Here is a 26,978-nt window from a genome sequence, read left to right on the forward strand (position 1 = left end):
TTAGCAAGCCTGTCGGCGTTGATGGCGGCCGTAGATGAGCAAGGCGCTCATCGCCAGAAACGACAGCGTGGCGGCGGGGAGCGCCACGCTGTTCCAGCCGAAGCCCTGGGCAATCATCATTCCGCCGCAGAAGGCGCCGATGGCGCTCCCGAGGTTAAAGGCGATCTGCCCCCCTGCCGCCCCCAGCATCTCGCCGCCTTTGGCGTTCTGTAGCAACAGGATCTGCAGCGGCGCCGACAGGGCGAACAGTCCGGCACAGCAGAAAAACGCCAGCGTCAGCGAAGCGATTTTATGCTCCCCGAAGGCAAAGATCAGCAGCAGCGTCACAGCGATCGCCCCGTCGGTGATGGCCGCGATGCGCAGCGGACTGTAGCGCCCGGAAATTTTGCCGCTGAACAGGTTGCCGACCACCATGCCCAGCCCCGCCAGCATCATAATCAGCATCATCCGGCTTTCGGCAAAGCCGGAAACGTTGAGCATAAAGGGCTTGATATAGCTGAACCACGCGAACACCCCGGCGTTGCCGAACATGGTGGCGGCAAAAATCAGCCACGGCGCCGGGGAAGCGAGGAAACGGAACTGCTCGCGCAGCCGGGTGGTGGCCCGATCATACAGCGTAGGGACCCAGCAGAAGATGGCCATAAACACCGCGATGTTAAACACCGCGATAAGCGCGAAGGTATAGCGCCAGCTAAAATGATGCCCAAGCCATGTGCCCCCGGGAACGCCCACCAGGTTAGCCACCGTCATACCGCCGATCATCCCCGCCACCGCGGCGGTCACCCTCCCCGGCGGCGCGATTTTCGACAGGATGATCGCCCCCACGCCGAAGAAAGCCCCGTGGGGAAACCCGGAAACCAGCCGGCCAAGCGCCAGCATGGCGTAGCTGCTGGAGAAGGTAAACAGGGTATTGCCGAGAATGCACAGGGCGGCGAGAAACAGCATCACCGATTTCAACGAAAACCGACTGGAGAGCAACGCCATGATCGGCGCGCCGATCACCACGCCGAAGGCATACCAGGCAATCATATTGCCGGCGGCGGGGATTGAAATCCCGACATCGCGCGCCATGTCCGGCAGCACGCCCATAATGCCAAATTCCGCCATGCCGAGTCCGAAAGTGCCCAGCGCCAGTGAAAAAATCGTTTTTTTCATACATCTTATAGGGGTATTGAGAGACGGCCGGCATTATTGACCATCCCGCCTCGCCACACCAGCTAAAAACGCCCGACGGCAGTATCCTCCATACAACGGCCTGATTCGTTCATGCGCTCGCCAGCGCCACCATGGCGGTCCTGCTGGCGGCAGAGGCGCCGGGCGGTGGATAATTCCCTGTAAAAATTGGTGGGCACGCAGGGACACATTGTGGATTGATCTCAAGTTAACTTGAGGTTGTAAAGTCGAGACATCGTTCACCTCGGGAGAATCATCCATGCAAAATGTTGATGTTGGCTTTACCCATGTCGCCTTTACCGTCCGCTGTCTGGCCAGCAGCATCGATTTTTATACCCGCTACACGGCGATGACCGTTATTCACCAGCGCGAACCCAACCTCCCCTCGGCGCGTAAAGTGGCGTGGCTCAGCGATCGCACCCGACCTTTCGCCCTGGTGCTGGTGCAAAGTGATGACCCTGCCGACACGCCGCTGGGTCCGTTCGGCCATCTCGGCGTCGCCTGCGCCACCCAGGCGGAGATCGATGAGAAGGTCGCCCAGGCGCGGCGGGAAGGCGTTCTGCGCCGGGAACCGGAGCAGCTGGGCGATCCTGTGGGCTATTTCGCTTTCTTTGCCGACCCGGACGGTAACACCCTGGAGCTGTCATGGGGGCAGCGGGTGGGGCTGGAAGTCATTGCCGCGGGGAACGTCAGCTAGCCCGTCCCGGGCGCGAATATTTTCCACCGCCACGCCAGTGAAGGATTACACTTCAAAGGGATACCTCGGCAACACGGAGCATGGCGATGGGTAATAAGAAAAGCGGTCATCCTGTCGAAGCGGCGGTGAAGATCGCCCCGCTCGACAATAAAGCGTACGAGAAGGCGCTGCGCAAGCTCCACGTTGAGCTGGTAAAACTGCAGCGCTGGGTGGTGCATAAAGGGCTGAAGGTGTGCATCGTCTTTGAAGGCCGGGACGGCGCCGGCAAAGGCGGCACGATTAAGGCGATCACCGAGCGCGTCAGTCCGCGGATCTTCCGGGTCGTCGCCTTACCCTCGCCCACCGAACGCGAGAAAAGTCAGCTCTATTTTCAGCGCTATATCAAGCACCTCCCGGCGGCTGGCGAAATCGTGATTTTCGATCGCAGCTGGTATAACCGCGCCGGCGTCGAACGGGTGATGGGCTTTTGTACCCCGGAGGAAGTGCAGAAGTTCCTCGACGGCGCGCCGATGGTGGAGCGCGGCATGGTCGAGTCGGGCATTATCCTGCTCAAGTACTGGCTGGAGGTCTCGCCGCAGGAGCAGGAGCGGCGCCTGCGGGATCGCATCGACGACGGGCGCAAGATCTGGAAGCTCTCGCCGATGGACATCAAGTCTTTCAACCGCTGGGATGAATATACCGCTGCCCGCGACGCCATGTTCGCCGCCACCGACACCGCCTGGGCGCCGTGGTTCGTCGCCCGCTCCGAAGATAAAAAGCGGGTGCGTCTGAATATCATCACCCACCTGCTGTCACAGATCCCCTACGAAGCCTTGCCAGTGGAGCATGTCACGCTGCCGAAGCGCAAAATGGGCAAAATGAAACAGACCAATTTCCCCTTCCGCTTTATTCCGGAGAAGTTCTGATTATTTCCCGCCGCGCTGGCTAACGCCAGCGCCGGGTTTATTACCATAACCATGAATATTTCATGCGGTTGCTTTCCTCTGGAAGTTGCTTCGCAAAATAAAAAACAAATCCGAACCAGGTATTTCTTTTCATCGCGCACCGCGTGATAATCAGCTCGCCAACAACAAGGAGCAGATAATGAAACAGAATGCCGTTAACAAGTCACAGACTCGCGATCGTACAACAACGGTTAACCCGCAAAACCAGGCACTTACCATCGTCGATGCGGACAAACGCCGAAAAGACCAGGAATTCATTAAGGCACTGAATGAGTTCACTGCCCGTGCAGGGTTGTTGTCAGAGGATCCTTTTTTCGGAGGGATTTAATGGCGGCACAATTTGATATCTTTCGTAATCCATCATCGAGAACCAATGCGTTTCAACCTTATTTAATGGTAATCCAACATGATTATTTTAATGACCTTGGTACACGTTTAATTGTGCCGCTGAGCTATCATTCTCATTTGACCGGCCATTATCATGCTGCCGCCCCGGTTATTAATATGGAGTTTGAGAAACTGTTCATCAACACGCCGGCAATCACCAGCGTGGCAAAGCAAAGGCTGGATAAAAAATATTTTATCTGCAATTTGGCTAAAGAAAGAACGACCGTGATATCAGCGATGGACGCATTAATCACTAACACATAAACCCGCTCCAGCAAAACTGGAGCGGGCCTCCTGGCCAGACGGCTTACTTCATCCCTTCGCGACTCTCTTTGATCGCCTCCAGACGTTCCACATCGCGATACCAGCGCGGGTGATGTTTCTTCGCCCAACGGCGGCTGACCTTGCCTTCAATCATCCCCTTAATCGACCCCTTCACCCAGAACGCCATATACATATGGATAAGGATCGCGTGGATCAGAATAATGGCCGACGTCGCGTGAATTAACAGGCTGTAGCGAATCACCTGAATCGGGAAATAGTGGGCAAACCAGGGACGCCAGATAATCACGCCGGTCACCAGCAGCACAAAAATCATGCTCATGATGGTCCAGAACATCATCTTTTGCCCGGCGTTATATTTACCGACCCGCGCCACTTTATGCTCGTTGCCTTTCAGCACCTCCACAATGCCTTTCAGCCAGGGGATATCCTGTTTATCAGGGATGTTGTGATGGACAAAACGCAAGAACATAAACATCAGGGCGATAAAAATCAGCACTCCGAAGAAGGGGTGCAGAATACGCCCCATCTGCGGGGTACCGAAGGTTTCCGTCAGCCACTGCAGGGTCGGGAAGAAAAACGAAATACCCGATAGCGCCACGAGGAAGAAAGCGATCACCACCGTCCAGTGACAGGCACGATCGATAAAGGTCGTGCGCACTATCATCTTCGATTTACTCATCATGCTCCTCCTCGTCGTCGTCAACTTCCTTATTTGGCCCGATACCGATGTAGTGATAGATAAGCCCGGCAAAGGTAGCGATAAAGCCCGCCGCCGACAGCGGCTTCAGGATCCCTTTCCACAGCTCCACCGAGGTATCAATCTTCGGCGCAGCAGGCAGCTTGTGATAAAGCTCGGGCTGGTCGGCATGATGCAGGACGTACATCACATGGGTGCCGCCGACGCCCTGCGGGTTGTAAATCCCGGCCCTGGCATAGCCGCGTTTTTTCAGCTTAGCCACCCGCTCCTCGGCCACCTCCAGCATCTCTTTCTTCGTACCGAAGTGGATCGCGCCGGTCGGACAGGTTTTCACGCACGCCGGTTCCTGACCGACGCTGACCCGGTCCACGCACAGGGTGCATTTATAGACCCGGTTATCCTCTTTATTGAGACGCGGGACGTTAAACGGACAGCCGGCAATGCAGTAGCCGCAGCCGATGCAGTTTTCCTGCTGGAAATCGACGATGCCGTTGGCGTACTGAATAATCGCCCCGGCGGACGGGCAGGCCTTCAGGCAGCCCGGCTCTTCGCAGTGCATACAACCATCCTTACGGATAAGCCACTCCAGTTTGCCGTTCTGTTCGGTCTCGCTAAAGCGCATCACCGTCCAGGATTTAGCGCTGAGATCCGCCGGGTTGTCGTACACCCCGACGCAGTGCCCCACCTCATCGCGGATGTCGTTCCACTCGGAGCAGGCCACCTGGCAGGCTTTACAGCCCACGCAGGAGGAGACATCGATAAGCTTGGCGACTTCCGCCTTATGGTCCCGCGCGCGCGGCGCGGGCGTGATCGGGTTGGTCGCGGAGCGTTTAATAATGTCTTGTGTTTCCATCGCCATTGAATCGCTCCTTACGCTTTCTCGATGTTGACCAGAAACGCCTTGTACTCCGGCGTTTGCGAATTGGAATCGCCGACGTTCGGCGTCAGGGTGTTAGCGATATAGCCTTTGCGAGCCACGCCTTCAAAACCCCAGTGCAGCGGGATCCCGACGGTCTCCACCTGCTGGCCGTTGACGTTGAGGGTTTGCAGACGGCGCGTCACCACCGCCACCGCGCGAATAAAGCCGCGCTGGCTGCTGACTTTTACCCGGTCGCCGTTGGCGATGCCTTTCGCTTTTGCCAGCCCTTCGCTGATTTCGACAAACTGTTCCGGCTGCGCGATGGAATTGAGCAGCGCATGCTTGGTCCAGGTATGGAAGTGTTCGGTCAGACGATAGGTGGTCCCGACGTACGGGAACTTATCCTTCTTACCTAAGCGAATGGCGTCCTCTTCATACACACGCACCACCGGGCTGGAGACCACCTTCGGGTGCAGCGGGTTAGTGCCAAGCGGGGTTTCCATCGGCTCGTAGTGTTCCGGGAACGGCCCTTCCGCCAGCTTATCCAGTGCGAACAGACGACCCAGCCCCTCCTGCTGCATGATAAACGGCCCGGTGTTGCTCCCCGGCGGCGCGGTATTGAAGTCCGGAATATCATTCCCGACCCACTTGCTGCCGTTCCACTGGATCAGCATCCGCTTCGCATCCCACGGCTTGCCGTTGATGTCGGCTGACGCGCGGTTATAGAGCACCCGGCGATTGAGCGGCCACGCCCAGGCCCAGCCCAGCGTATTGCCCAGACCCGACGGGTCGGCGTTATCGCGGTTCGCCATCTGGTTGCCCTGTTCGGTCCAGCTGCCGCTGTAGATCCAGCAAGACGACGCGGTGGTGCCGTCATCGCGCAGCAGCGCGAAGCTATTGAGCAGTTGCCCTTTTTTCGCCAGCAAAGCGCCATGTTGATCGTAAAGATCCGCCAGCGCGTAGCCGTTGTTTTCTTTGGCAACTTCTTCCGATTCCGGATGGTCCGGTTGTTTGTAGTTCCAGCCCATCTTCAGCAGCGGCTCAGCGCCTTTACCGCCTTCGGTGCGGTACAGTTCGCGCAGACGATGGTAAATCCCGGCCAGGATCTCGCCGTCGTTACGTGCTTCACCTGGGGCATCCTGACCTTTCCAGTGCCACTGCAGCCAGCGGCCAGAGTTAGCGATCGAACCGTCCTCTTCGGCAAAGCAGGTGGACGGCAGGCGGAAGACTTCCGTCTGAATCGTCGACGGGTCGACATCGTTCGACTCGCCGTGGTTCTGCCAGAAGGTCGAGGTTTCGGTCACCAGCGGGTCGATAACCACCATGTACTTCAGCTTGCTCAGGCTGCGAACCACCTTGTTTTTATCCGGGAACGACGCCACCGGGTTAAAGCCCTGGCAGATATAGCCGGTGACGTTGCCGTTATCCATCATGTTGAAGTACTTGATCACGTCGTAAGCCTGGTCCCACTTCGGTAACCACTCAAAGCCCCAGTCGTTCTCTTTTTGCGCCGCCTCGCCGTAGAAGGACTTCATCAGGCTGACAAAGAATTTCGGGTAGTTGCTCCAGTAGTTCACCTGGTCCGGCAGGGTCGCTTTTGGCGTGTTGGCCGCCAGATACGTCTGCAGATCCGGCTGCTTATCAGAAGGCAGCGTCAGGTAGCCCGGCAGGCTGGTGGACAGCAGGCCAAGGTCGGTCAGTCCCTGAATGTTAGAGTGACCGCGCAGGGCATTCACGCCGCCGCCGGCCATGCCCATATTGCCGAGCAGCAGCTGGATCATCGCCATGGTGCGAATGTTTTGCGCGCCGACGGTGTGCTGCGTCCAGCCCAGGGCATACAGGAAAGTGGTGGTGCGATCGGCGGCGCTGGTTGAGGCCAGCACGTCGCACACCCTGAGGAAGTCCGCTTTCGGCGTACCGCAGATGTTTTCGACCATCTCCGGCGTGTAACGGGAAACGTGCTGCTTCAGCAGGTTCCACACGCAGCGCGGATGGCTGAGCGTCTCATCGCGTTTGGCGTAGCCGTTTTCATCGAACTGGTAGTTCCAGGACGATTTATCGTACTGGCGTTTGTCCGCATCATAGCCGCTGAACAGCCCCTCTTCGAAGGCAAAATCATCCCGCACCAGCAGGCTGGCGTTGGTGTAGTGCTTCACGTACTCGGCATTGATTTTGTTATGTTCGATCAGGTACAGCAGGACCCCCGACAGGAAGGTAATGTCGGTACCGGAGCGAATCGGCGCATAGATATCCGCCACCGACGCCGTACGCGTAAAGCGCGGGTCGACAACGATAAGCGTGGCGTCGTTGTTGTTTTTCGCTTCCATCGCCCAGCGGAATCCCACCGGGTGGGCTTCCGCGGCGTTGCCGCCCATCACCACCACGACGTTCGCGTTTTTGATATCCACCCAGTGGTTGGTCATCGCACCGCGACCAAATGTTGGAGCAAGACTTGCTACCGTTGGTCCGTGTCAGACGCGTGCCTGGTTGTCTACCGCCAGCATGCCGAGCGAACGCACAAATTTTTGCGTCAGCATGCCGGTTTCATTACTTGCTGCCGAAGCGCACAGCATGCCGGTGGAAAGCCAGCGGTTAACCGTCACGCCCTGTTCGTTCTTTTCCATAAAGTTGGCGTCGCGGTCGGCTTTCATCAGCCGGGCGATGCGGCTGAAGGCTTCATCCCAGGAGAGTCGCTGCCATTTATCAGATCCCGGCGCGCGGTATTCCGGGTAGCGCAGGCGGTTGTCGCTGTGGACATAGTCCAGCAGGCCGGCGCCTTTCGGGCATAACGCGCCGCGGCTCACCGGATGGTCCGGATCGCCTTCAATATGGTAAATCGCTTCTTTGGCGTTTTTCGCGCCGTCGCCGAGGCTATACATTAATAGCCCGCAGCCAACGGAGCAGTAAGTGCAGGTGTTGCGGATCTCTTTCGCACGCAGCAATTTGTAGTTGCGTGCCTGAGCCAGCGCCATTTTGGGGGCAAAGCCCAGGGCGGCAGCTGTGGTTCCGGCCATACCGCCTGCGCAGATCTTAAAGAACTTTCTGCGGCTGACGTCCATTGCATTCCTCCATGCAGGATGTTGATTCATCGCGCGGAGGAAACTAACAGCAAAATCCCGGGAAAATTTGCGTCAAATCAAGGAGCAAAACCAACGCCCCCTTAATCGCCAGCCGCGGCCGTTTTCACTAATCCCTAGGGGTTACCCATGGCGGAAAATTTCGCCCCGCGGCGGTAAAAAGATGATATATATGCCGGCTGCATTTGCGTAACCCTCAGGATAAGCATGGAGAAAAAGAGAGCCACGACCATCGGCTTCGCCGCCATTATTTTATGGAGCACCATGGTCGGATTGATTCGCGGCGTCAGCGAAGGACTGGGACCGGTCGGCGGCGCAGCGATGATTTACAGCCTCAGCGGCCTGCTGCTGATTTTTACCGTCGGTTTCCCTAACCTGCGCCAGATCCCGCGCCGCTATCTGCTGGCCGGCAGCGCGCTGTTCGTCAGCTATGAAATCTGCCTCGCGCTATCCCTGGGCTATGCCGCCAGCCGTCAGCAGGCCATTGAAGTGGGGATGGTCAATTACCTGTGGCCCAGCCTGACCATTCTGTTCGCCATCCTGTTTAATGGTCAGAAAAGCAGCTGGCTGGTGATCCCCGGTTTGCTTCTCGCCCTGCTTGGCGTCGGCTGGGTGTTGGGGGGTGAGCACGGCCTGCAGCTGGACGAGATTATCAGCAACGTCATCTCCAGTCCGCTCAGCTATCTGCTGGCCTTTATCGGCGCCTTTATCTGGGCGGCCTACTGCACGGTGACGGCCAAATATGCCCGCGGCAAAAATGCCATTACCCTGTTCGTCCTGTTAACCGCGCTGACGCTGTGGCTGAAGTTTCTCGCCACGCCGCAGCCGCCGATGGTCTTCAGCTGGCCGGTCAGCATCAAGCTGCTGACGGTAGCGGTGGCGCTCGGTCTGGCCTACGCCGCGTGGAACGTGGGGATCCTCCACGGCAACGTCAGCCTGCTGGCGGCGGCCTCCTACTTCACGCCGGTGCTCTCCTCCGCGCTGGCGGCGATCCTGCTTAGCGCCGCGCTATCGTGGCCCTTCTGGCAGGGGGCCGGGATGGTGTGTCTCGGCTCCCTGCTCTGCTGGTACGCGACCCGCCGTTAGCCGAGATCGCCGCCCGCCACCGGGAGGGTCACGCCGGTGATATAGCTGGCCTCATCGCTGGCGAGGAACAGGATCGCATTCGCCTGTTCCGCCAGCGTGCCGTAGCGGTGCATCAGGCTGCTGGCCACCGTCTGATCGACCACCTGCTGATACCACGCCTTCTCCTGCTCACCGGGCTGCTCGTCGTTACGCGGCGTCAGGCGCGGCGGCGCCTCCGTCCCGCCCGGCGCGACGGCATTGATGCGGATGCCGCTGCCGCTGTACTCCATGGCGATCGACCGGGTCAGCGCATTGACGCCGCCTTTCGCCGCCGAGTAAGGCACCCGGTTGACCCCCGCCGTCGCCACCGATGAGACGTTGACGATGCTGCCTTTGCCCTGCTTGAGCATCCAGGGCAGCGCCGCGCGGCAGCCCCACAGGGTGGGAAACAGCGAGCGGCGGATCTCTTTCTCAATCTGGTCCGGCTGGTATTCGGCAAACGGCCGCGCCCAGATGGTCCCCCCGACGTTATTGATTAGCACATCGATGCGGCCAAAATGCGCGACCCCGTCGGCAAATGCCTGCTCGGCGCTCGACCACTGTTCCAGGTCCGCCTCCAGCGCCAGCACCTGACTGCCGGACTGCGCCAGGGTCGCCGCCAGCTCGCGCACCCAGGGCGCGCGATCGATGAGCAGCAGAGCCGCGCCTTCCGCAGCCGCCTGCTCCGCGGTCTGGCGGCCAATGCCCTGGGCCGCGCCGGTGATGGCGACCACTTTATCGCGAAAACGCATACTACCTCCTATGCCGCCGCGCTCTGGCTGGCGATAAATTTCTCGTACCAGAAGCCCGCCGGGGCGATCCCTCGCTCGCGCAGCGCCGTGGCGACCGCGTTGACCATCGGCGGCGGGCCGCAAAGGTAGATATCGACCTCGCCATTATTCAGCATGGCGTCGTCAAGATGATCGGTGACAAAGCCGCGCTGCGGGCAGGCGCTGTTTTCCTCCGCCACCACCGGCAGCCAGCGAAAGTGGGTTAACTGCTGACGGAATGCCTCCAGCGCCTCGGTCTTCACCAGGTCGCCGTCGCGCGTGACGCCATACAGCAGGGTCACCGGGCGCGAGCTGTTCTGCGCCTGCAGGGTCTCGAGCATGGAGAGCAGCGGCGCCAGCCCGGTACCGCCGGCCAGCATCAGCAGCGGACGTTCGCCATGGCGCAGATAGAAGCTGCCCATCGGGCCGCTGAGGATCAGGCGATCGCCGGGCCGCGCCTGCCGGGTTAACCACTGGCTCATCATGCCGCCGGGCACGTTACGGATCAGGAAACGCCCTTCTGCCGAGCCTGGGCGGGAGCTGAAGGAATAGGCGCGAACGTGCGGCGTGCCTGGCACTTGGATGTTGACGTACTGCCCCGCCAGGAAGTCCAGCGGCTCATCGAGGGCGACCACCAGCTCGACGGCGGTATCGGACAGACAATTCACCTGCCGCACCTGCGCCCCGGTGTTCGTCAGGGCGGTTTTACACTGGGCGGCAGCCACTGGCACATCGATTACGCAGTCGCTGGTGGGCACCATCTGACAGGTCAGCACCTGGCGGGCCTGCGCTTCCTCGTCGCTTAGCGCTTCGTCGAGATACTCGTCGCCGAGAGCGTATTCCCCGCTGGCGCAGTGGCACTTGCAGGTGCCGCACACGCCGTCCGAGCAGTCCATCGGCAAATTCACCTTCTGCCGATAGGCGGCATCCAGGACTTTCTCTCCGGCATGGCATTGAATAAAGCGGGTAATACCGTCCTCAAAATTAAGAGCAATAGTGAAGGTCATAAGCGCCTCTTAAATGTGGTAAACGTCGATCACCTGACGGATATAATCGTTATTCAGGCGCACGGTTTTGCGCACGATCTGCGGCCTGCCATCCTGCTCGGTCAGCGTGCAGCAGGTGGCGCCGAAAAAGGCGTCGGTGTGCTGATAGCGGTGGCTCCAGGTCACCCAGCTGTAACGCACCTTCAACCCTTCATCGTTCTCCCCCAGCAGCTCGACGTTACTGATGATATGGGTGGTCCGCGGCTCCGGCGTGCTGGCCCCGGACCGCTCGGTTTTAATGCGGTAGACGCGATCCTCCAGCCCTTCGCGGTTGGGATAGTAGATCAGCGAAATCTCTTTTTGCGGGTCGCGCGTCAGCTGGTCATCGTCGCCCCACGCCGGCATCCAGTAGACGACCTGCGGGCTGTAGCAGCTGAGCCATTCATCCCACTGACGATCATCCAGCAGACGGGCTTCGTAATAGAGAAACTGGCGTACCTGTTCGAGGTTCAGCATCAGACCACCTCCACGCGCTGGGTGATCGACTGGTCATAGCGCTGCTGCTCTTGTTCAATCGCCGCCAGCATCAGCGTCTGCCAGTGATGGTGATGGGCGATATACAGCGCCTCGTCCTCCGATTTCACGCCGCTTAAGCGCGGATGAAATCCGGCGTGCTGCGCATGCTCATCCGGACCGTCGACCCAGCGCAGCGCGCCGCGGCTGAGATCGCTCCACGCCAGGTTTTCGCCGAGATAGCCGCGCTGACAGGCGCTGAACTCTTCGAGGTCGTCAGGGGTCCCCATCCCGCTGACGTTAAAGAAATCCTCGTACTGGCGGATGCGCAGGGCCCGCGCCTGGTCGGATTCCCCCTTCGGCGCAAAGCACCAGATAGTGACTTCGGTTTTGTCCACCGCCAGCGGACGAATGACGCGGATCTGGGTGGAGAATTGATCCATCAGATAGACGTTGGGGTACAGGCACAGGTTGCGGGTTTCATTGACCATCTGGTCGGCGCGGAGTTCGCCGAATTCCGCCTGCAGGCGCTCGCGGTGGGCATACACCGGGCGCACCTCCGGGTTCAGCGCCCGGGTCCACAGCAGCATATGGCCGTTATCAAATCCGTAGCCGCCGCCGAGGCTTTTTGACCAGCCGTTGGCGTCCACCGCATGGGTGCCTTCCGCTTCATAATTGCGCCGCGACATGGTGGAGGCATAGTTCCAGTGCACCACGCTCACGTGGTAGCCATCAGCGCCGTTCTCTGCGCCCAGCTTCCAGTTGCCCTCGTACACATAGCTCGACGATCCCTTGAGCACCTCCAGCCCCTCCGGCGCCTGGTCGACGATCAGATCGATGATTTTGCAGGTTTCCCCGAGATAGGCTTCCAGCGGCTGCACGTCGGCATTGAGGCTACCGAATAAGAAACCGCGATAGGACTGAAAACGCGGCAGCTTTTGCAGGTCGTGCGATCCTGCCTGTTTGAAAGTGTCAGGATAGCCGCCGGTGCTTTCATCTTTAGCTTTTAATAGTTTGCCATTATTGCTGAAGGTCCAGCCGTGAAACGGACAGGTAAATGAGTTTTTATTCCCGGTTTTCCGTCGACATAACATGGCGCCGCGATGAGCACAGCTGTTAATTAACGCATGCAGCTCATTCTTTTTATCGCGGGTAATAATGACCGGCTGACGTCCCAGCGTCAGGGTATAATAATCCCCCGGTTCGGCTATTTGGCTTTCATGGGCGAGAAACGCCCAATTACCTTCAAAGATATGCTTCATTTCAAATTCAAACAGCTGCGGGTCGGTAAATATCGAACGGTGGCAGCGGTAAATATGGTTTTCACGATCGACAATTAAGGCGTTGTTAATTTTGTCTTTAAGCGCTGATAGCGTTTTTTGCATGAGTCAGTCCCTCCTGCAGTATTCAGGATGAAAGAAACCGGGTGAATTGTTTGCTTTCAGGTGCAATGTCTGGCCCGGGCAACCGCGTGCCCGGGGCCGTTACAGCAGATTACGCTTTGGCGCGCAGGCGGGCGCCGCGCTGCTCTTCGTCGGCGCTGAGCGCTTTACACAGGGTGAAATCAAAACAGACCTCAGTGTGCTCTCCCTCAAGGTCGCGCATCGCGATAATCTCGCGGTCCGTCACTTTGATCGGGTCGGCAATCAGGCCGTCGCGGGTGGCAAAGGCAAAATCATCCCACAGATATTTATCGCCGCTGAGGTTGATCTGGCTGGTGAGATGTTTATGCCCCGGCGCGGAGACGAAGAAGTGAATGTGCGCCGGACGGTTGCCATGGCGACCTAACCGATCCAGCAGCTTCTGCGTCGGGCCATCCGGCGGACAGCCGTAGCCGGAAGGCAGGATGCTGCGCACGCTGTAGCGGCCATCGGCGCCGGTGCGGATCCGCCGGCGCAGGTTGTATTCGCTCTGGCTCGGATCGAAGAAGGAGTAATTGCCGAGGGTATTGGCGTGCCAGATATCGACAATGGCGTTGGCCACCGGCCGGCCCTCGGTATCGTTGACCTGGCCATGCAGCCACATCACTTCCCCGGCGTCGGCGCCATCATCCATCCGGGCGTGGCCGTCGGCCAGCGGCGCATTGGCCACATACAGCGGCCCTTCGATGGTGCGCGGGGTGCCGGTTTCCCGGCGCGCCGCCGCGTCAATGGCGTCCTGACGCAGGTCGAGGAAATGCTCCAGACCCAGTCCCGCCGCCAGCAGCGCCGCCTCCTGACGGCCGCCCAGCGCATGCAGATAGTTCACCGCATGCCAGAACTCTTCTTCGGTGACGTTATAGTCGTCGATCAGCGTACAGATATTCTCCAGCAGACGGTGAATAATGGCTTTAAAACGTTCGTTACCGCCAGGGACATGTAAACCCGCGCCTTCACGTAATAATTTCTGCACGGCTTCTTGTTGTACGAAAGCATTACTCATCATTATTCTCTCTTATCGTTGTAGGGTATTTCCGGGTCACCCCGGCATGAGGTCAGGTGTTATTATTAGCTATCGTCGTCACGAACAGACGAGGGATGACGGCACAGCGCCTCGACGCGAATATCCATAAAAGGATACAGCGGCAATCCCATTAATATTTGATGTAACTCTTCGGCATCGTTGACATCGAAAATACTGACATTGGCGTAAAGACCGGCGACGCGCCAGATATGTCGCCATTTGCCTTCCCGCTGTAATTGTTGTGAATAGGCTTTTTCGCGTTGCTTTATTTCCTCCGCTTCGGCGACGGGAAAACCAAGCGGAATATTCACGGTCATCTCCACTTTAAATAGCATATGTTTCTCCTGTTACCCGCTACGCCTGGCGGGTGTAAAAACGCAGTTTGTCTTCATCCAGCTCGACGCCAAGACCCGGGGTTTGCGGGAGCACCACCTCACCGTCGGCAAAGGAGAGCGGTATGCGGACGATATCGTCTTTCAGCAACAGAGGGCCGAACATCTCGGTGCCCCACTGCAGCGGCAGCGTCGACCAGGCGTGCAGCGAGGCGACAGTCCCCACGGTCCCCTCCAGCATGGTGCCGCCATACAGGCCAATCCCCGCCGCCTGGGCGACGCGAGCCAGCGCCAGTACGCTGTTCGGTCCGCCGGCCTTGGCTATTTTCAGCGCGTAGGCGCCGGTAAAGCCCTGCTGCGCCAGTTGATAGCCATCGTAAGCGGTGGCTACCGCTTCGTCGGCGAGGATCGCGGTTTCAATATGCTGGCTCAACCGCACCAGCGCCGCGTTGTCGTGGGCGCTGACCGGCTGTTCGATGAGGTCGACGCCCATCGCCGCCAGCTCGCGGCAGCCTTTCGCGCCGGTCGCCGCGTCCCAGGCCTGGTTGACGTCGACGCGGATGCTGGCGCGATCCCCTAACGCTTCCACAATGGCGCGGGTATGGCGCAGGTCGGTAGCTAATTCGCGGGCGCCAATTTTCAGCTTGAACGCCCGATGGCGGCCCTCTGCTAACAATTTTTCCCCTTCGGCAATATCTTTTGCGGTATCGCCGCTGGCTAACGTCCAGAGCACCGGCAAGGACGTTTGCAGCGCGCCGCCGAGCAGCGCCGACACCGGCAGGCCCAGCGCTTTGCCCTGGGCATCCAACAGCGCGGTTTCAATGGCGGACTTCGCAAAGGTGTTGCCTTTAACGGCGATGTTCATGCGGGCGGTCAGCGCATTCAGGTTATCGGCCGGTTGCCCCAGCAGCAGCGGCGTCAGGTAATGCGTTATTGCCGACGAGATAGCCTCCGGGCTCTCGACGCCATAGCTCAAGCCGCCGATGGTGGTGGCCTCGCCAATGCCGCAGATGCCGTCGGAGCGAGTAAGGCGCACGATCACCAGCGTCTGACATCCCATGGTGGTCATCGACAATTTATGTGGCCGGATGGTTGGGACATCCACAATCCAGCTCTCAATACCTTCTACGGTGGCAGTCATTTTCGCTTCCTGATGAGATGTATAACTTTTTGTACCCACATCCATAACGGGGAGGGCTGTGCCATTGACAATAGGGTTCGGCCTGGCGGGTGGTCAACGGCGATAATCGAAATGTTGTGCGATTATCGGCACGTTTGTTAAAAGACGGTTAATAATGTGATCGCGGTGGTAAAACCGGCACAATTCAGGACGGTGCGGTTTGCGCACGGTATAGTGATGCCCCGTGAGCTTTGCAATGCAACGGAGAGGGAATCCATGCGTGACCATACCCCCACCACCCTAAGCGCCAGGCAGGCCGAGCACGATCCCAACTTTATGCTGTCTCTGGCTCGCGGGCTGGAGGTGCTTAACGCCTTTACCCCGCAGCGTCAGCGGCTGACCATTTCCCAGTTAAGCCAGAAAACGCAAATTTCCCGCGCGGCGGTACGCCGCTGCCTGTATACCCTCGCCGCGCTGGGCATGGTCCATAGCCCGGATGGCCGCCATTATGAGCTGTTGCCCCGGGTGCTGGCGGTGGGCCATGCCTATCTCGCCGGCACCCCGCTGGCGAAAGTGGCGCAGACGGCGCTGGATAGCCTCGGCAAAGCCCTCGGCGAATCCTGTTCGGCGGCAACGCTCGATGGGGATAACGTGCTCTATATCGCCCGCGCCGCGGTGAATAATTTACTGAGCGTCGATCTCGGACGCGGCAGCCGTCTGCCGGCGTGGGCGACGTCGATGGGTCGCGTATTGCTCAGCGCGCTGCCGGAGGAGCAGCTGGAGGTGACACTGTCACGCGCTGTGCTCATTCGCTACACCCCACACACCCTGTGCGATATGGCCGGGCTACGCGCGGAGATTGATCGGGTGCGCATGCAGGGCTATGCCCTCGCCGACCGCCAGATAGAGGTGGGCCTGTGCTCGCTGGCGGTGCCGGTGCTGTCGCGTCATGGCCAGGTGGTGGCCGCGCTGAATGTCGGAGTGCCGGCCGCGACGGTCAGCGCCGCGGCGTTAAAAGAGAAGGCCCTCGCCCCGCTACGCCGCGCGGCTATGGACCTGTCGCTACAGCTATAGCGCCGACTGCGGCTTCGTCACCGTGGCGAGGCTGCGCCAGATCCCGGCGGCCAGCAGCAGAAGCATGACCCCCGCTGTCGCCAGCACCAGGCTGTGCGCCTGGGTAAAGGCCGCCTTCGCCGCCGCCATTAGCGCCTCCGCCACCCCCGCAGGCAGCAGCTGGCTCAGGCTGACCGCCTCGCCGATCGATGACGACGCCTGCTGCGCCATCGTCTCATTCAGCCCGGACGGTAGCACAATGGTGGCGCTGTAGCTGCGGGTGAGGATCAGGCCGAACAGCGCAATGCCGAGGCCGGCGCCCAGCTCATAGGCCATGGTTTCGATCGCCCCGGCCGCCGCCGCTTTCTCCTTCGGCGCCGCCGCCATAATGGCGGAGCTGGAGGCCAGCAACGCGCTGGCGACGCTAAAGCCCAGCAGCGTCATCAGCCCCCAGGCCAGCCAGTGTTGAGTGCTGAAATCGGTCAGCGCCAGGCCCAGAAAGCTGAAGGCGCTCAGCAACATCCCGCCGGTAGCCACCTCGCGCAGTCCGAGCTTCGACACCAGCATCCCGGCAATCGGCCCGCTAAAGCCGCTGGCCACCATCACCGGCAGCATAAACATCCCCGCCTCGAACGGCGTTTTCTGATACACAAACTGCAGCTCCTGCGCCATCAGCAGCTCAAAACCCACCAGGGTAATCAGGGCCGTCATCGCCATCATCACCCCACTTAAAATAATACGATGGGTGAACAGACGCATATCCACCATCGGCCGGGCCGCCGACAGCTGTTTGCGGATAAACCAGGTCAGCATCGCCGCCCCGCCGATCGCCACCAGCGCGGTGAGCCACAGCGCCAGCTGGCCCTTCAGGGCCGATTTGGCGCTATACACCAGCATCAGGATCGCCGCAATCAAAATGAGCGCCTGCAGTAGGTTCAGCGGCTGGTCGCGGCGCGCGGGCTGGCGCGGCACCACTTTCGCGTTAATGGCGATAACCACCAGCACAATCGGCACGTTGATCAGGAACACCGATCCCCAGTAGAAATGCTCCAGCAGCATGCCGCCCACCAGCGGGCCAAAGGCCGCGCCGCCGGAGCCCACCGCCGCCCACAGCCCCAGCGCCATATTGCGCTGGCTGGCCTCGGCGAAGGTGCTGCGGATCCCGGCAAGCGTCGCTGGAACGATCATCGCCGCCCCCACCGCCAGCAGGGCGCGGGAGGCAATCAGCGTCAGGGCGGTCGGCGACAGCGCGGCGCACAGCGAGGCGACGCCAAAAATAGCGCTGCCGAGCAGCAGCAGACGTTTAAAGCCGATTTTATCGCCAAGGGCGCCCATCGGCAGCACCATCCCGGCCATCACCAATGAATAGATATCAATGATCCACAACAGCTCATTGCCGCTGCTGCCCAGCGCGACGCTGAGGGTCGGCGCGGCCACATGCAACACCGTGGCGTCAATCGCCACCGGAATATAAACCAGCAAAATCGCCATCAGCGTCATCCATTGCCGTGACATAGCGTGTACCTCAATGTTAGAACTTGGACACATGTCCAGGATGGCGATCCTGCCGGATTGTTGAACACATGTCCAACTTTTTGTTACACTCGGTTAAAGCCAGATATCAGCGGGGTTCTATGCACTATTTACAGCGGGATGAGCGACGGGAAGGGATTATGCAGGCCGCCATGCGCCTGGCGCTGCGCGGCGGCTTCAGCGCCATGACCGTCCGACAGATCGCCCGCGAGGCGCAGGTGGCCGCCGGGCAACTGCACCACCACTTCGCCTCCATCGGCGAGCTGAAGTCCCAGGTGTTCATCCGTCTTATCCGCGAGATGCTCGACATGCCGCTGGTGGCGGAGGATGCCAGCTGGCGCGAGCGGTTATTCTCGATGATCGGCAGCGAGGATGGCCGGCTGGAACCCTATATCCGCCTGTGGCGGGAAGGCCAGGTTCTGGCCGACAGCGACCCGGACATCAAAGCGGCCTACCTGCTGACCATGACCATGTGGCATGCCGAGACCGTGGCGATCGTGGAACAGGGCCTCGCCTGCGGTGAGTTTCACTCGACCGAGCCGCCGGTGGATATCGCCTGGCGTTTTATCGCCCTGGTGTGCGGCCTCGACGGGATTTACGCCCTCGGCGCCCAAACCCTGGACGAGACGGCGTTTAGCCGTTACGTCAATAAGATGATTACGCTGGAGTTATTTTAGTTAAATTTTACATTTAGTAACAATTAATCCCGCTACGCTCTCCACGTGCTCTCCGACAGCACGGTTTTTTTATCTACGCTTTTTAGATAACGCCAATTAAGGGTTATTCACCGTCACCTTGTATTCAGCTGTTGACCTTATTTATTTACTGCATTCCGGGCAATTAGAGGGCAATATGTCGGTACAAAATGAGAAAGATAATCATTACCTTTTGAAAAACTGGCGGCCAGAAAATAAGGCCTTCTGGGAAAACAAAGGTCAGGCCATTGCGAGAAGAAACCTCTGGATATCAGTCACCTGCTTACTACTTGCCTTCTGCGTATGGATGTTATTCAGCGCCGTGGCGGTCAACCTTAATAAGGTCGGATTTCATTTCACTACCGACCAGCTTTTTTTATTAACCGCACTTCCTTCACTTTCCGGCGCGATATTACGGGTCCCCTACTCCTTTATGGTACCTCTCTTCGGCGGGCGCTACTGGACCGTATTAAGTACAGTGATCCTAATTGTGCCTTGTATTTGGTTAGGCGTGGCGATCCAGAATAGTGCTACTCCATTCTGGGTATTTATTGTTATTGCGCTGCTGTGCGGTTTTGCCGGGGCTAATTTTGCTTCCAGTATGGGAAATATCAGTTTCTTTTTTCCCAAAGCCAAACAGGGCAGCGCGCTGGGGGTCAACGGCGGCCTGGGCAATCTCGGGGTCAGCGTGATGCAGATGGTCGCCCCGGCGGTGATCTTCCTGCCGCTCTTCACCTTCCTCGGCGTCCATGGCGTCACCCAGCCCGATGGCTCGACCATGGCCCTGAGTAATGCGGCGCTCGTCTGGGTACCCCTCCTTCTGCTTGCCACCGCTGCCGCCTGGTTCGGTATGAATGATATCGCCAGTTCGAAGGCCTCGATTCGCGATCAGCTTCCCGTACTCAAGCGCCCGCATATGTGGCTGTTGAGCCTGCTCTATCTGGCGACTTTCGGCTCATTTATCGGCTTCTCCGCCGGCTTCGCCATGCTGGCGAAAACCCAGTTTCCTGCGGTCGACATTCTCAAGCTGGCTTTCTTTGGACCGTTTATTGGCGCGCTGGCGCGCTCGTTCGGCGGGATCATCTCCGACCGTCTGGGCGGTGTGCGGGTGACGCTGGTCAATTTCGTGCTGATGGCGCTCTTTACCGGTCTGCTGTTCCTCACCCTGCCGGGCAGCGGATCCGGCAGCTTCCTCGCCTTCTACGTGGTGTTTATGGGGCTGTTCTTAACCGCCGGGCTCGGCAGCGGCTCCACCTTCCAGATGATCGCCGTCATCTTCCGTCAGCTCACCATCGAGAGCGTGAGGCAGCGCGGCGGCAGCGAAGAAGAAGCGCAGCATGAAGCCGTAACCGATACCGCTGCCGCGCTGGGCTTTATCTCGGCAATTGGCGCCATCGGCGGCTTCTTTATCCCGAAAGCCTTCGGCACCTCGCTGGCGATGACCGGTTCGCCGGTCGGGGCGATGAAGGTCTTTTTCGTTTTTTATGTGGTTTGCGTATTGGTGACCTGGCTGGTCTACGGCCGACGTAAACCCGCTTAACCATAACGATTTATCTGCCGGATGGCGGCTTCCGCCTTATCCGGCGTACGCGTTCGTTCGCTCATCCGGCCGGGTGGCACGATGCCGGACTTTATCGGAGCAGGAGAAATGTCATGAGTAAACTACTGGATCGCTTTCGCTACTTTAAGCAGAAAGGCGAAACCTTTGCCAACGGCCACGGTCAGGTTTACAACAACAACCGTGACTGGGAAGACAGCTACCGTCAACGCTGGCAGTTCGACAAAATTGTCCGCTCCACCCACGGCGTGAATTGCACCGGCTCCTGCAGCTGGAAAATTTATGTCAAAAACGGTCTGGTGACCTGGGAAACCCAGCAGACCGATTATCCGCGTACCCGCCCGGATCTGCCGAACCATGAACCACGCGGCTGCCCGCGAGGCGCCAGCTACTCCTGGTATCTCTATAGCGCCAACCGTCTGAAGTACCCGCTGGCGCGTAAACGGCTGATTGCGTTGTGGCGCGAAGCACTGGCGCAGTTTCCCGACCCGGTGCAGGCCTGGGATAGCATCATGCAGGATCCGGCCAAAACCACCAGCTATAAAGCGGCGCGCGGCAAAGGCGGCTTTGTCCGCTCCAGCTGGAAAGAGCTGAATCAGCTCATCGCCGCCGCCAACGTCTGGACCATCAAACACTACGGCCCGGACCGTGTCGCCGGGTTCTCGCCGATCCCGGCGATGTCGATGGTCTCCTACGCGGCGGGTACCCGCTATTTATCCCTTATCGGCGGCACCTGCCTCAGCTTCTACGACTGGTACTGCGATCTGCCCCCGGCCTCGCCAATGACCTGGGGCGAGCAGACCGACGTGCCGGAATCCGCCGACTGGTACAACGCCAGCTACATTATCGCCTGGGGCTCCAACGTGCCGCAGACCCGGACCCCGGATGCCCACTTCTTCACCGAAGTACGCTACAAAGGCACCAAAACCATCGCCATCACCCCGGACTATTCGGAAGTGGCCAAACTGTGCGACCACTGGCTGGCGCCGAAGCAAGGTACCGACAGCGCGCTGGCGATGGCCATGGGCCACGTCATCCTCAAAGCCTTCCACCTTGATAACCCGAGCGATTACTTTCTTAACTACTGCCGCACCTATACCGACATGCCGATGCTGGTGATGCTTGAGCCGCGCGACGATGGCAGCTATGTGCCAGGCCGCATGCTGCGCGCCTCCGACCTGCTGGATGGACTGGGCGAAACGAATAACCCGGAATGGAAAACCGTCGCCTGCACCGCCGACGGCGAACTGGTGGCGCCAAACGGTTCCATCGGCTTTCGCTGGGGCGAAAAAGGGAAATGGAATCTCGAACCGCTGGCTGACGGCAAAACGGTGGAGCTCACGCTGTCTCTGCTGGATATTCGCGACAGCGTGGCGTCAGTCGCCTTCCCCTACTTCGGCGGCAATGAAAACCCACATTTCCGCAGCGTGCCGCAGGCACCGGTAACCCTTCATCCGCTCCCGGTGAAACAGCTGACGCTGGCCAGTGGCGAAAGCGGCCTGGTGGTCAGCGTATATGACCTGATTCTGGCTAACTACGGCCTGGACCGAGGGCTTGATGATGTCAATGCGGCGAAAGATTTCGCCGAGGTTAAAGCCTATACCCCGGCGTGGGCGGAGCAGATCACCGGCGTGCCGCGCCAGCATATCGAACAAATCGCCCGCGAGTTCGCCGATACGGCACATAAAACCCATGGCCGTTCGATGATTATCCTCGGCGCCGGGGTAAACCACTGGTACCACATGGATATGAACTACCGGGGGATGATTAACCTGCTGGTGTTCTGCGGCTGCGTCGGCCAGAGCGGCGGCGGTTGGTCGCACTATGTCGGCCAGGAGAAGCTGCGCCCGCAGACCGGCTGGCTGCCGCTGGCGTTCGCGCTGGACTGGAACCGCCCGCCGCGGCAAATGAACAGCACCTCCTATTTCTACAATCACGCCAGCCAGTGGCGCTATGAAAAACTGACCGCGCAGGAGCTGTTGTCGCCGCTGGCCGACGCCAGCAAATTTAGCGGCAGCCTTATCGACTTCAACGTCCGCGCGGAACGGATGGGCTGGTTGCCTTCTGCACCACAGCTCAACGTCAACCCGCTGACCATCAAGCAGCAGGCCGAGGCCGCCGGGCTATCGCCCTCGGAGTTCACGGTGCGGTCGCTAAAATCCGGCGAGATCCGCTTTGCCGCCGAGCAGCCGGACAGCGGCAAAAACCATCCGCGGAACCTGTTTATCTGGCGCTCTAACCTGCTGGGATCGTCCGGTAAGGGGCATGAGTACATGTTGAAATACCTGCTCGGGACCGACAGCGGTATTCAGGGGGATGAACTGGGCGCCAGCGATGAGGTGAAACCTGAGGAAGTCGAGTGGCAGACGGCGGCTATCGAGGGCAAACTCGACCTGCTGGTGACGCTGGATTTCCGCATGTCCAGTACCTGTCTCTTTTCCGATATTGTTCTACCGACCGCCACCTGGTACGAAAAAGACGATATGAACACCTCGGATATGCATCCGTTTATCCACCCGCTTTCCGCCGCCGTCGACCCGGCGTGGGAGGCAAAGAGCGACTGGGAGATTTACAAAGATATCGCCAAATCCTTCTCGCAGGTCTGCGTCGGCCATCTCGGGAAAGAGACCGACGTGGTGCTGGTCCCGCTGCAGCATGACTCTCCGGCTGAGCTGGCGCAGCCGTTCGAGGTGCTTGACTGGCGCAAGGGCGAATGCGATCTGATCCCCGGGAAAACCGCTCCGTCGATTGCCCTGGTGGAGCGCGACTATCCCGCCACCTGGGAACGCTTCACCTCTCTCGGGCCGCTGCTCGATAAGCTTGGCAACGGCGGGAAAGGCATCTCGTGGAATACGCAAAGCGAAGTCGATTTCCTCGGCAAGCTTAACTACCTCAAGCAGGACGGTCCGGCCAAAGGCCGGCCGCGGATCGACAGCGCCATTGACGCCTCCGAAGTTATTCTCAGCCTCGCGCCGGAAACCAACGGCCAGGTGGCGGTGAAAGCCTGGCAGGCGCTGGGAGAATTTACCGGTCGCGACCACACTCATCTGGCGCTGAATAAAGAGGATGAGAAGATCCGCTTCCGCGATATTCAGGCGCAGCCGCGCAAGATCATCTCCAGCCCAACGTGGTCGGGACTGGAAAGCGAGCACGTCTCCTACAACGCCGGTTATACCAACGTGCACGAACTGATCCCGTGGCGCACCCTCTCCGGGCGGCAACAGCTGTATCAGGACCATCCGTGGATGCGGGCCTTCGGCGAAAGTCTGGTGGCTTATCGCCCGCCCATTGATACCCGCAGCGTCAGCCAGATGAAGGCCGTGCCGCCGAACGGTTTTCCGGAGAAAGCGCTGAACTTCCTGACCCCGCACCAGAAATGGGGGATCCACTCCACATACAGCGAAAACCTGCTGATGCTGACGCTGTCGCGCGGCGGGCCGATCGTCTGGCTCAGTGAAACTGACGCCAGAGAGCTGGGCATTGAAGATAACGACTGGATTGAAGCGTTCAACGCCAACGGCGCCCTCACCGCCCGGGCGGTGGTGAGCCAGCGCGTGCCGCCGGGGATGACCATGATGTATCACGCTCAGGAGCGGATTATGAATATCCCGGGTTCGGAAGTGACCGGCCGCCGCGGCGGCATTCATAACTCCGTCACCCGCGTCTGCCCGAAGCCGACGCACATGATCGGCGGCTACGCCCAGCTGGCCTATGGCTTTAACTACTACGGCACCGTCGGCTCCAACCGCGACGAGTTCATCATGATCCGCAAAATGAAAAATATTGCCTGGCTGGATGACGAAGGTCGCGATCAGGTACAGGAGGCGAAAAAATGAAAATCCGTTCTCAGGTTGGAATGGTGCTGAATCTGGACAAATGCATCGGCTGTCACACCTGCTCGGTCACCTGTAAAAACGTCTGGAGCAGCCGGGAGGGCATGGAGTACGCGTGGTTCAATAATGTGGAAACCAAACCGGGCATTGGCTACCCAAAAAACTGGGAAGACCAGGAGCAGTGGCAAGGCGGCTGGATCCGCGGCATCAGCGGTAAACTGACGCCCCGCCTCGGCAATCGGGTTAGCGTGCTGTCGAAGATATTCGCCAACCCGGTGCTGCCGGCGATTGACGATTACTACGAACCCTTCACCTACGATTACCAGCATCTGCACAACGCGCCGGAGGGAAAATATCTGCCTACCGCCCGCCCACGCTCGCTGATCAGCGGCGAGCGGATGGATAAAATTGACTGGGGCCCGAACTGGGAGGAACTGCTCGGCGGTGAGTTCGAGAAACGCGCCCGCGACCGTAACTTCGAAGCCATGCAGAAAGAGATGTACGGCCAGTTCGAAAACACCTTTATGATGTACCTCCCGCGCCTGTGCGAGCACTGCCTCAACCCGAGCTGCGTGGCCACCTGCCCGAGCGGCGCCATCTACAAGCGTGAGGAAGATGGCATCGTGCTGATAGACCAGGACAAATGCCGCGGCTGGCGGATGTGCATCAGCGGCTGTCCATATAAAAAAATCTACTTTAACTGGAAGAGCGGTAAGTCGGAAAAATGCATCTTCTGCTATCCGCGCATTGAGTCCGGGCAGCCAACGGTGTGCTCCGAAACCTGCGTCGGGCGCATCCGCTATCTCGGCGTCTTGCTGTATGACGCCGACCGTATCGAAGAAGCTGCCAGCACCGAGCATGAAACCGACCTCTATGAGCGCCAGTGCGAGGTATTCCTTAATCCAAACGATCCGGCGGTCATCGAGGAAGCGTTAAAACAAGGCATCCCCCACAATGTCATTGAGGCGGCGCAGAAATCGCCGGTCTATAAGCTGGCGATGGACTGGAAGCTGGCCCTGCCGCTGCATCCGGAGTATCGCACTCTGCCGATGGTCTGGTATGTGCCGCCCCTGTCGCCGATCCAGTCGGTTGCTGACGCCGGCGGCCTGCCGAACAACGGCGCCATCCTGCCGGCGGTTGAGAGCCTGCGCATTCCGGTCCAGTACCTGGCGAACCTGCTGAGCGCCGGGGATACCGGGCCGGTATTGCGCGCGCTGAAACGGATGATGGCGATGCGCCACTACAAGCGCTCGCAAACCGTCGAGGGCGTGACCGATACCCGGGCAATTGAAGAGGTGGGACTCAGCGTTGAGCAGGTCGAAGAGATGTATCGCTATCTGGCGATCGCCAACTACGAAGACCGCTTCGTGATCCCCACCAGCCATCGCGAACTGGCGGAGGATGCCTTCCCGGAACGTAACGGCTGCGGCTTTACCTTCGGCGACGGCTGCCACGGGTCAGATACGAAATTCAACCTGTTTAACAGCCGGCGGATTGACGCCATCGACGTCAGCGGCGTGCGTAAGCATGGGGAGGGAGAGTGATGCGGATCCTGAAAGTGCTCGGTCTGCTGCTGGAGTATCCCGACGAGGTGCTGTGGGAGAACCGCGACGAAGCCCTGGCGCTGGTCAGCGCCGATATCCCATCCCTGACGCCCTTTGTCGGGGAGCTGCTGGCGGCGCCGCTGTTGGATCGCCAGGCCGACTGGTGCGAGGTGTTCGAGCGAGGGCGCGCCACCTCGCTGCTGCTGTTTGAACATGTGCATGCTGAGTCCCGCGACCGTGGCCAGGCGATGGTGGACCTGATGAATCAGTATCAGCAGGCAGGTCTGCTGATCGATTGCCGTGAACTGCCCGACTATCTGCCGCTGTATCTGGAGTATCTCAGTATTTTACCCCTCGCCGACGCCCGTGAAGGGCTGCAGAATATCGCGCCGATTCTGGCGCTGATCGGCGGCCGCCTGAAGCAACGAGAATGCTCGTATTATCAACTGTTTGACGCCCTGCTGGCGCTGGCAAAAAGCCCGCTCACCAGTGACAGTGTCACCAAACAGGTGGCGGGAGAAAAGCGCGACGATACCTGTCAGGCGCTGGACGAAGTGTGGGAAGAAGAGCAGGTGAAGTTTATTGAAGATAATGCGACCGCTTGCGACAGCTCGCCTATGCAAGCTTATCAACGACGCTTTAGCCAGGATGTGGCGCCGCTGTACGTCGACATCCGCGCCGGAGGCCCGAAATGATCCAGTATCTGAACGTCTTCTTTTACGATATCTACCCTTACCTTTGCGGCGCCGTGTTTCTGCTCGGCAGCTGGCTACGCTACGACTATGGGCAGTATACCTGGCGCGCGTCATCCAGCCAGATGCTGGATAAACGCGGGATGGTGCTATGGTCGAACTTGTTTCATATCGGCATTCTCGGCATTTTTTTCGGCCATCTCTTTGGCATGCTGACCCCGCACTGGGTCTACTCGTGGTTCCTGCCAATGTCGCAGAAGCAGCTGATGGCAATGATCCTCGGCGGCGTGTGTGGGGTGCTCACCCTGGTGGGCGGCATCGGCTTGCTGGCTCGCCGCCTGACCAACCCGCGCATTCGCGCCACCTCCACCACGGCAGATATTCTGATCCTGTGCATTTTGCTGATTCAGTGCGCGCTGGGGCTGACGACGATCCACTTCTCCGCCCAGCATCCGGACGGCAGCGAAATGCTCAAGCTGGTGGACTGGGCGCAGGCGGTGGTCACCTTCCACGGCGGCGCCTCGGCGCATCTGGACGGCGTGGCCTGGATTTACCGCGTCCACCTGGTGCTGGGGATGACCATCTTCCTGATCTTCCCGTTCACCCGTCTGGTTCACGTCTGGAGCGCGCCGGTGGAGTATTTCACCCGCCGCTACCAGGTGGTGCGCTCCCGACGCTGAGCGC

The 26,978-nt window shown here is 59.4% G+C and carries 24 protein-coding genes; 12 read left to right on the forward strand and 12 right to left on the reverse strand.

What is annotated here, in order from left to right; all coding sequences use genetic code 11:
* The gene (araJ, locus tag AC6CWS_RS09140; RefSeq protein WP_065881644.1) at nucleotides 1-1,155 is read right to left on the reverse strand and encodes an MFS transporter AraJ; all 1,155 of its coding nucleotides are present in this window, start codon (nucleotides 1,153-1,155) and stop codon (nucleotides 1-3) included.
* A gap of 277 nt (nucleotides 1,156-1,432) precedes the next feature.
* Here araJ and AC6CWS_RS09145 point away from each other — a divergent pair, with 277 nt between their 5' ends.
* The 4 genes from AC6CWS_RS09145 to AC6CWS_RS09160 all read left to right on the forward strand — a co-directional run bounded on the left by AC6CWS_RS09145 (nucleotide 1,433) and on the right by AC6CWS_RS09160 (nucleotide 3,465).
* On the forward strand, nucleotides 1,433-1,870 hold the full coding sequence (locus tag AC6CWS_RS09145) for a VOC family protein (protein ID WP_023289842.1): 438 nt from the start codon (nucleotides 1,433-1,435) through the stop codon (nucleotides 1,868-1,870).
* A gap of 86 nt (nucleotides 1,871-1,956) precedes the next feature.
* Nucleotides 1,957-2,775 carry a polyphosphate kinase 2 gene (gene ppk2, locus AC6CWS_RS09150; protein ID WP_065881642.1) on the forward strand — a complete coding sequence of 273 codons (819 nt, stop codon included), beginning with the start codon at nucleotides 1,957-1,959 and terminating at the stop codon, nucleotides 2,773-2,775.
* Between the two features lie 178 nt (nucleotides 2,776-2,953).
* The gene (locus AC6CWS_RS09155; RefSeq protein WP_044523461.1) at nucleotides 2,954-3,142 is read left to right on the forward strand and encodes a hypothetical protein; all 189 of its coding nucleotides are present in this window, start codon (nucleotides 2,954-2,956) and stop codon (nucleotides 3,140-3,142) included.
* The gene (locus tag AC6CWS_RS09160) at nucleotides 3,142-3,465 is read left to right on the forward strand and encodes a CcdB family protein (protein ID WP_023289845.1); all 324 of its coding nucleotides are present in this window, start codon (nucleotides 3,142-3,144) and stop codon (nucleotides 3,463-3,465) included. Before AC6CWS_RS09155 ends, AC6CWS_RS09160 begins: the two co-directional genes overlap by 1 nt.
* 43 nt (nucleotides 3,466-3,508) lie before the next feature.
* Here the strand turns inward: AC6CWS_RS09160 and fdnI are convergent, their stop codons facing one another.
* From fdnI to fdnG, 3 genes are read right to left on the reverse strand one after another with little or no spacing between them, the layout of a single operon-like run.
* The gene (gene fdnI, locus AC6CWS_RS09165) at nucleotides 3,509-4,165 is read right to left on the reverse strand and encodes a formate dehydrogenase-N subunit gamma (protein WP_065881640.1); all 657 of its coding nucleotides are present in this window, start codon (nucleotides 4,163-4,165) and stop codon (nucleotides 3,509-3,511) included.
* Nucleotides 4,158-5,042: a formate dehydrogenase subunit beta gene (gene fdxH / locus AC6CWS_RS09170; RefSeq protein WP_032453008.1), complete on the reverse strand. Its 885-nt coding sequence runs from the start codon at nucleotides 5,040-5,042 to the stop codon at nucleotides 4,158-4,160. The genes fdnI and fdxH overlap by 8 nt, the downstream gene beginning before the upstream one ends.
* An 11-nt stretch (nucleotides 5,043-5,053) precedes the next feature.
* Nucleotides 5,054-8,101 carry a formate dehydrogenase-N subunit alpha gene (gene fdnG, locus AC6CWS_RS09175; RefSeq protein ID WP_102007103.1) on the reverse strand — a complete coding sequence of 1,016 codons (3,048 nt, stop codon included), beginning with the start codon at nucleotides 8,099-8,101 and terminating at the stop codon, nucleotides 5,054-5,056.
* 225 nt (nucleotides 8,102-8,326) lie between these two features.
* Here fdnG and yddG point away from each other — a divergent pair, with 225 nt between their 5' ends.
* Nucleotides 8,327-9,205 carry an aromatic amino acid DMT transporter YddG gene (gene yddG / locus AC6CWS_RS09180; RefSeq protein ID WP_032453011.1) on the forward strand — a complete coding sequence of 293 codons (879 nt, stop codon included), beginning with the start codon at nucleotides 8,327-8,329 and terminating at the stop codon, nucleotides 9,203-9,205.
* Here the strand turns inward: yddG and benD are convergent.
* The 7 genes from benD to AC6CWS_RS09215 all read right to left on the reverse strand — a co-directional run bounded on the left by benD (nucleotide 9,202) and on the right by AC6CWS_RS09215 (nucleotide 15,452).
* Nucleotides 9,202-9,975 (reverse strand): benzoate diol dehydrogenase BenD, encoded by a 774-nt coding sequence (gene benD / locus AC6CWS_RS09185; protein WP_065881635.1) that lies wholly within the window; start codon nucleotides 9,973-9,975, stop codon nucleotides 9,202-9,204. The two genes, yddG and benD, sit on opposite strands and share 4 nt — an antisense overlap.
* A gap of 8 nt (nucleotides 9,976-9,983) precedes the next feature.
* Entirely contained in the window at nucleotides 9,984-11,000 is a 1,017-nt protein-coding gene (gene benC / locus AC6CWS_RS09190) for a benzoate 1,2-dioxygenase electron transfer component BenC (protein WP_032453013.1), read from the reverse strand.
* A 9-nt stretch (nucleotides 11,001-11,009) separates the two neighbouring features.
* Nucleotides 11,010-11,495, reverse strand: coding sequence for a benzoate 1,2-dioxygenase small subunit (gene benB / locus AC6CWS_RS09195; protein ID WP_065881634.1), 486 nt, complete (start codon nucleotides 11,493-11,495; stop codon nucleotides 11,010-11,012).
* Nucleotides 11,495-12,877, reverse strand: coding sequence for a Rieske 2Fe-2S domain-containing protein (locus AC6CWS_RS09200; RefSeq protein ID WP_065881632.1), 1,383 nt, complete (start codon nucleotides 12,875-12,877; stop codon nucleotides 11,495-11,497). The genes benB and AC6CWS_RS09200 overlap by 1 nt, the downstream gene beginning before the upstream one ends.
* A gap of 109 nt (nucleotides 12,878-12,986) precedes the next feature.
* Nucleotides 12,987-13,913, reverse strand: a complete 927-nt coding sequence (catA, locus tag AC6CWS_RS09205) for a catechol 1,2-dioxygenase (RefSeq protein WP_065881718.1) — start codon at nucleotides 13,911-13,913, stop codon at nucleotides 12,987-12,989.
* 65 nt (nucleotides 13,914-13,978) lie between these two features.
* Complete coding sequence (gene catC / locus AC6CWS_RS09210) at nucleotides 13,979-14,269, reverse strand: muconolactone Delta-isomerase (protein WP_023289855.1); 291 nt, start codon at nucleotides 14,267-14,269, stop codon at nucleotides 13,979-13,981.
* 19 nt (nucleotides 14,270-14,288) lie between these two features.
* Nucleotides 14,289-15,452: a muconate cycloisomerase family protein gene (locus AC6CWS_RS09215; RefSeq protein WP_074442559.1), complete on the reverse strand. Its 1,164-nt coding sequence runs from the start codon at nucleotides 15,450-15,452 to the stop codon at nucleotides 14,289-14,291.
* A 171-nt stretch (nucleotides 15,453-15,623) separates the two neighbouring features.
* On the opposite strand from AC6CWS_RS09215, the gene AC6CWS_RS09220 reads away from it, so the two are divergent.
* Complete coding sequence (locus AC6CWS_RS09220; protein WP_072198970.1) at nucleotides 15,624-16,460, forward strand: IclR family transcriptional regulator domain-containing protein; 837 nt, start codon at nucleotides 15,624-15,626, stop codon at nucleotides 16,458-16,460.
* On the opposite strand, the gene kmrA is transcribed toward AC6CWS_RS09220, so the two are convergent.
* Nucleotides 16,455-17,954 (reverse strand): efflux MFS transporter KmrA, encoded by a 1,500-nt coding sequence (gene kmrA / locus AC6CWS_RS09225; protein ID WP_065881628.1) that lies wholly within the window; start codon nucleotides 17,952-17,954, stop codon nucleotides 16,455-16,457. The two genes, AC6CWS_RS09220 and kmrA, sit on opposite strands and share 6 nt — an antisense overlap.
* A gap of 119 nt (nucleotides 17,955-18,073) precedes the next feature.
* Here kmrA and AC6CWS_RS09230 point away from each other — a divergent pair, with 119 nt between their 5' ends.
* The 6 genes from AC6CWS_RS09230 (at nucleotide 18,074) to narI (ending at nucleotide 26,974) form a co-directional block, all read left to right on the forward strand.
* Complete coding sequence (locus AC6CWS_RS09230) at nucleotides 18,074-18,649, forward strand: TetR family transcriptional regulator (RefSeq protein WP_065881715.1); 576 nt, start codon at nucleotides 18,074-18,076, stop codon at nucleotides 18,647-18,649.
* A gap of 175 nt (nucleotides 18,650-18,824) precedes the next feature.
* Entirely contained in the window at nucleotides 18,825-20,207 is a 1,383-nt protein-coding gene (locus AC6CWS_RS09235) for a NarK family nitrate/nitrite MFS transporter (protein WP_065881626.1), read from the forward strand.
* Nucleotides 20,208-20,320: 113 nt separating this feature from the next.
* Nucleotides 20,321-24,061 carry a nitrate reductase subunit alpha gene (locus tag AC6CWS_RS09240; RefSeq protein ID WP_044523471.1) on the forward strand — a complete coding sequence of 1,247 codons (3,741 nt, stop codon included), beginning with the start codon at nucleotides 20,321-20,323 and terminating at the stop codon, nucleotides 24,059-24,061.
* On the forward strand, nucleotides 24,058-25,602 hold the full coding sequence (gene narH / locus AC6CWS_RS09245; protein ID WP_004202708.1) for a nitrate reductase subunit beta: 1,545 nt from the start codon (nucleotides 24,058-24,060) through the stop codon (nucleotides 25,600-25,602). Before AC6CWS_RS09240 ends, narH begins: the two co-directional genes overlap by 4 nt.
* Nucleotides 25,602-26,297: a nitrate reductase molybdenum cofactor assembly chaperone gene (gene narW / locus AC6CWS_RS09250; protein WP_065881624.1), complete on the forward strand. Its 696-nt coding sequence runs from the start codon at nucleotides 25,602-25,604 to the stop codon at nucleotides 26,295-26,297. Before narH ends, narW begins: the two co-directional genes overlap by 1 nt.
* A complete protein-coding gene (gene narI, locus AC6CWS_RS09255; RefSeq protein WP_065881623.1) occupies nucleotides 26,294-26,974 on the forward strand; it encodes a respiratory nitrate reductase subunit gamma in 681 nt (226 codons plus the stop codon). The genes narW and narI overlap by 4 nt, the downstream gene beginning before the upstream one ends.
* Nucleotides 26,975-26,978: the final 4 nt, after the last annotated feature.

The organism is Klebsiella sp. M041, from assembly GCF_059759695.1.

Excerpts from the sequence above, each read along its gene's own strand:
- araJ (WP_065881644.1), bottom strand. The coding sequence starts at position 1,155 with ATGAAAAAAACGATTTTTTCACTGGCGCTGGGCACTTTCGGACTCGGC.
- AC6CWS_RS09145 (WP_023289842.1), top strand. The coding sequence starts at position 1,433 with ATGCAAAATGTTGATGTTGGCTTTACCCATGTCGCCTTTACCGTCCGC.
- ppk2 (WP_065881642.1), top strand. The coding sequence starts at position 1,957 with ATGGGTAATAAGAAAAGCGGTCATCCTGTCGAAGCGGCGGTGAAGATC.
- AC6CWS_RS09155 (WP_044523461.1), top strand. The coding sequence starts at position 2,954 with ATGAAACAGAATGCCGTTAACAAGTCACAGACTCGCGATCGTACAACA.
- AC6CWS_RS09160 (WP_023289845.1), top strand. The coding sequence starts at position 3,142 with ATGGCGGCACAATTTGATATCTTTCGTAATCCATCATCGAGAACCAAT.
- fdnI (WP_065881640.1), bottom strand. The coding sequence starts at position 4,165 with ATGAGTAAATCGAAGATGATAGTGCGCACGACCTTTATCGATCGTGCC.
- fdxH (WP_032453008.1), bottom strand. The coding sequence starts at position 5,042 with ATGGCGATGGAAACACAAGACATTATTAAACGCTCCGCGACCAACCCG.
- yddG (WP_032453011.1), top strand. The coding sequence starts at position 8,327 with ATGGAGAAAAAGAGAGCCACGACCATCGGCTTCGCCGCCATTATTTTA.
- benD (WP_065881635.1), bottom strand. The coding sequence starts at position 9,975 with ATGCGTTTTCGCGATAAAGTGGTCGCCATCACCGGCGCGGCCCAGGGC.
- benC (WP_032453013.1), bottom strand. The coding sequence starts at position 11,000 with ATGACCTTCACTATTGCTCTTAATTTTGAGGACGGTATTACCCGCTTT.
- benB (WP_065881634.1), bottom strand. The coding sequence starts at position 11,495 with ATGCTGAACCTCGAACAGGTACGCCAGTTTCTCTATTACGAAGCCCGT.
- AC6CWS_RS09200 (WP_065881632.1), bottom strand. The coding sequence starts at position 12,877 with ATGCAAAAAACGCTATCAGCGCTTAAAGACAAAATTAACAACGCCTTA.
- catA (WP_065881718.1), bottom strand. The coding sequence starts at position 13,913 with ATGAGTAATGCTTTCGTACAACAAGAAGCCGTGCAGAAATTATTACGT.
- catC (WP_023289855.1), bottom strand. The coding sequence starts at position 14,269 with ATGCTATTTAAAGTGGAGATGACCGTGAATATTCCGCTTGGTTTTCCC.
- AC6CWS_RS09215 (WP_074442559.1), bottom strand. The coding sequence starts at position 15,452 with ATGGATGTGGGTACAAAAAGTTATACATCTCATCAGGAAGCGAAAATG.
- AC6CWS_RS09220 (WP_072198970.1), top strand. The coding sequence starts at position 15,624 with ATGCCCCGTGAGCTTTGCAATGCAACGGAGAGGGAATCCATGCGTGAC.
- kmrA (WP_065881628.1), bottom strand. The coding sequence starts at position 17,954 with ATGTCACGGCAATGGATGACGCTGATGGCGATTTTGCTGGTTTATATT.
- AC6CWS_RS09230 (WP_065881715.1), top strand. The coding sequence starts at position 18,074 with ATGCACTATTTACAGCGGGATGAGCGACGGGAAGGGATTATGCAGGCC.
- AC6CWS_RS09235 (WP_065881626.1), top strand. The coding sequence starts at position 18,825 with ATGTCGGTACAAAATGAGAAAGATAATCATTACCTTTTGAAAAACTGG.
- AC6CWS_RS09240 (WP_044523471.1), top strand. The coding sequence starts at position 20,321 with ATGAGTAAACTACTGGATCGCTTTCGCTACTTTAAGCAGAAAGGCGAA.
- narH (WP_004202708.1), top strand. The coding sequence starts at position 24,058 with ATGAAAATCCGTTCTCAGGTTGGAATGGTGCTGAATCTGGACAAATGC.
- narW (WP_065881624.1), top strand. The coding sequence starts at position 25,602 with ATGCGGATCCTGAAAGTGCTCGGTCTGCTGCTGGAGTATCCCGACGAG.
- narI (WP_065881623.1), top strand. The coding sequence starts at position 26,294 with ATGATCCAGTATCTGAACGTCTTCTTTTACGATATCTACCCTTACCTT.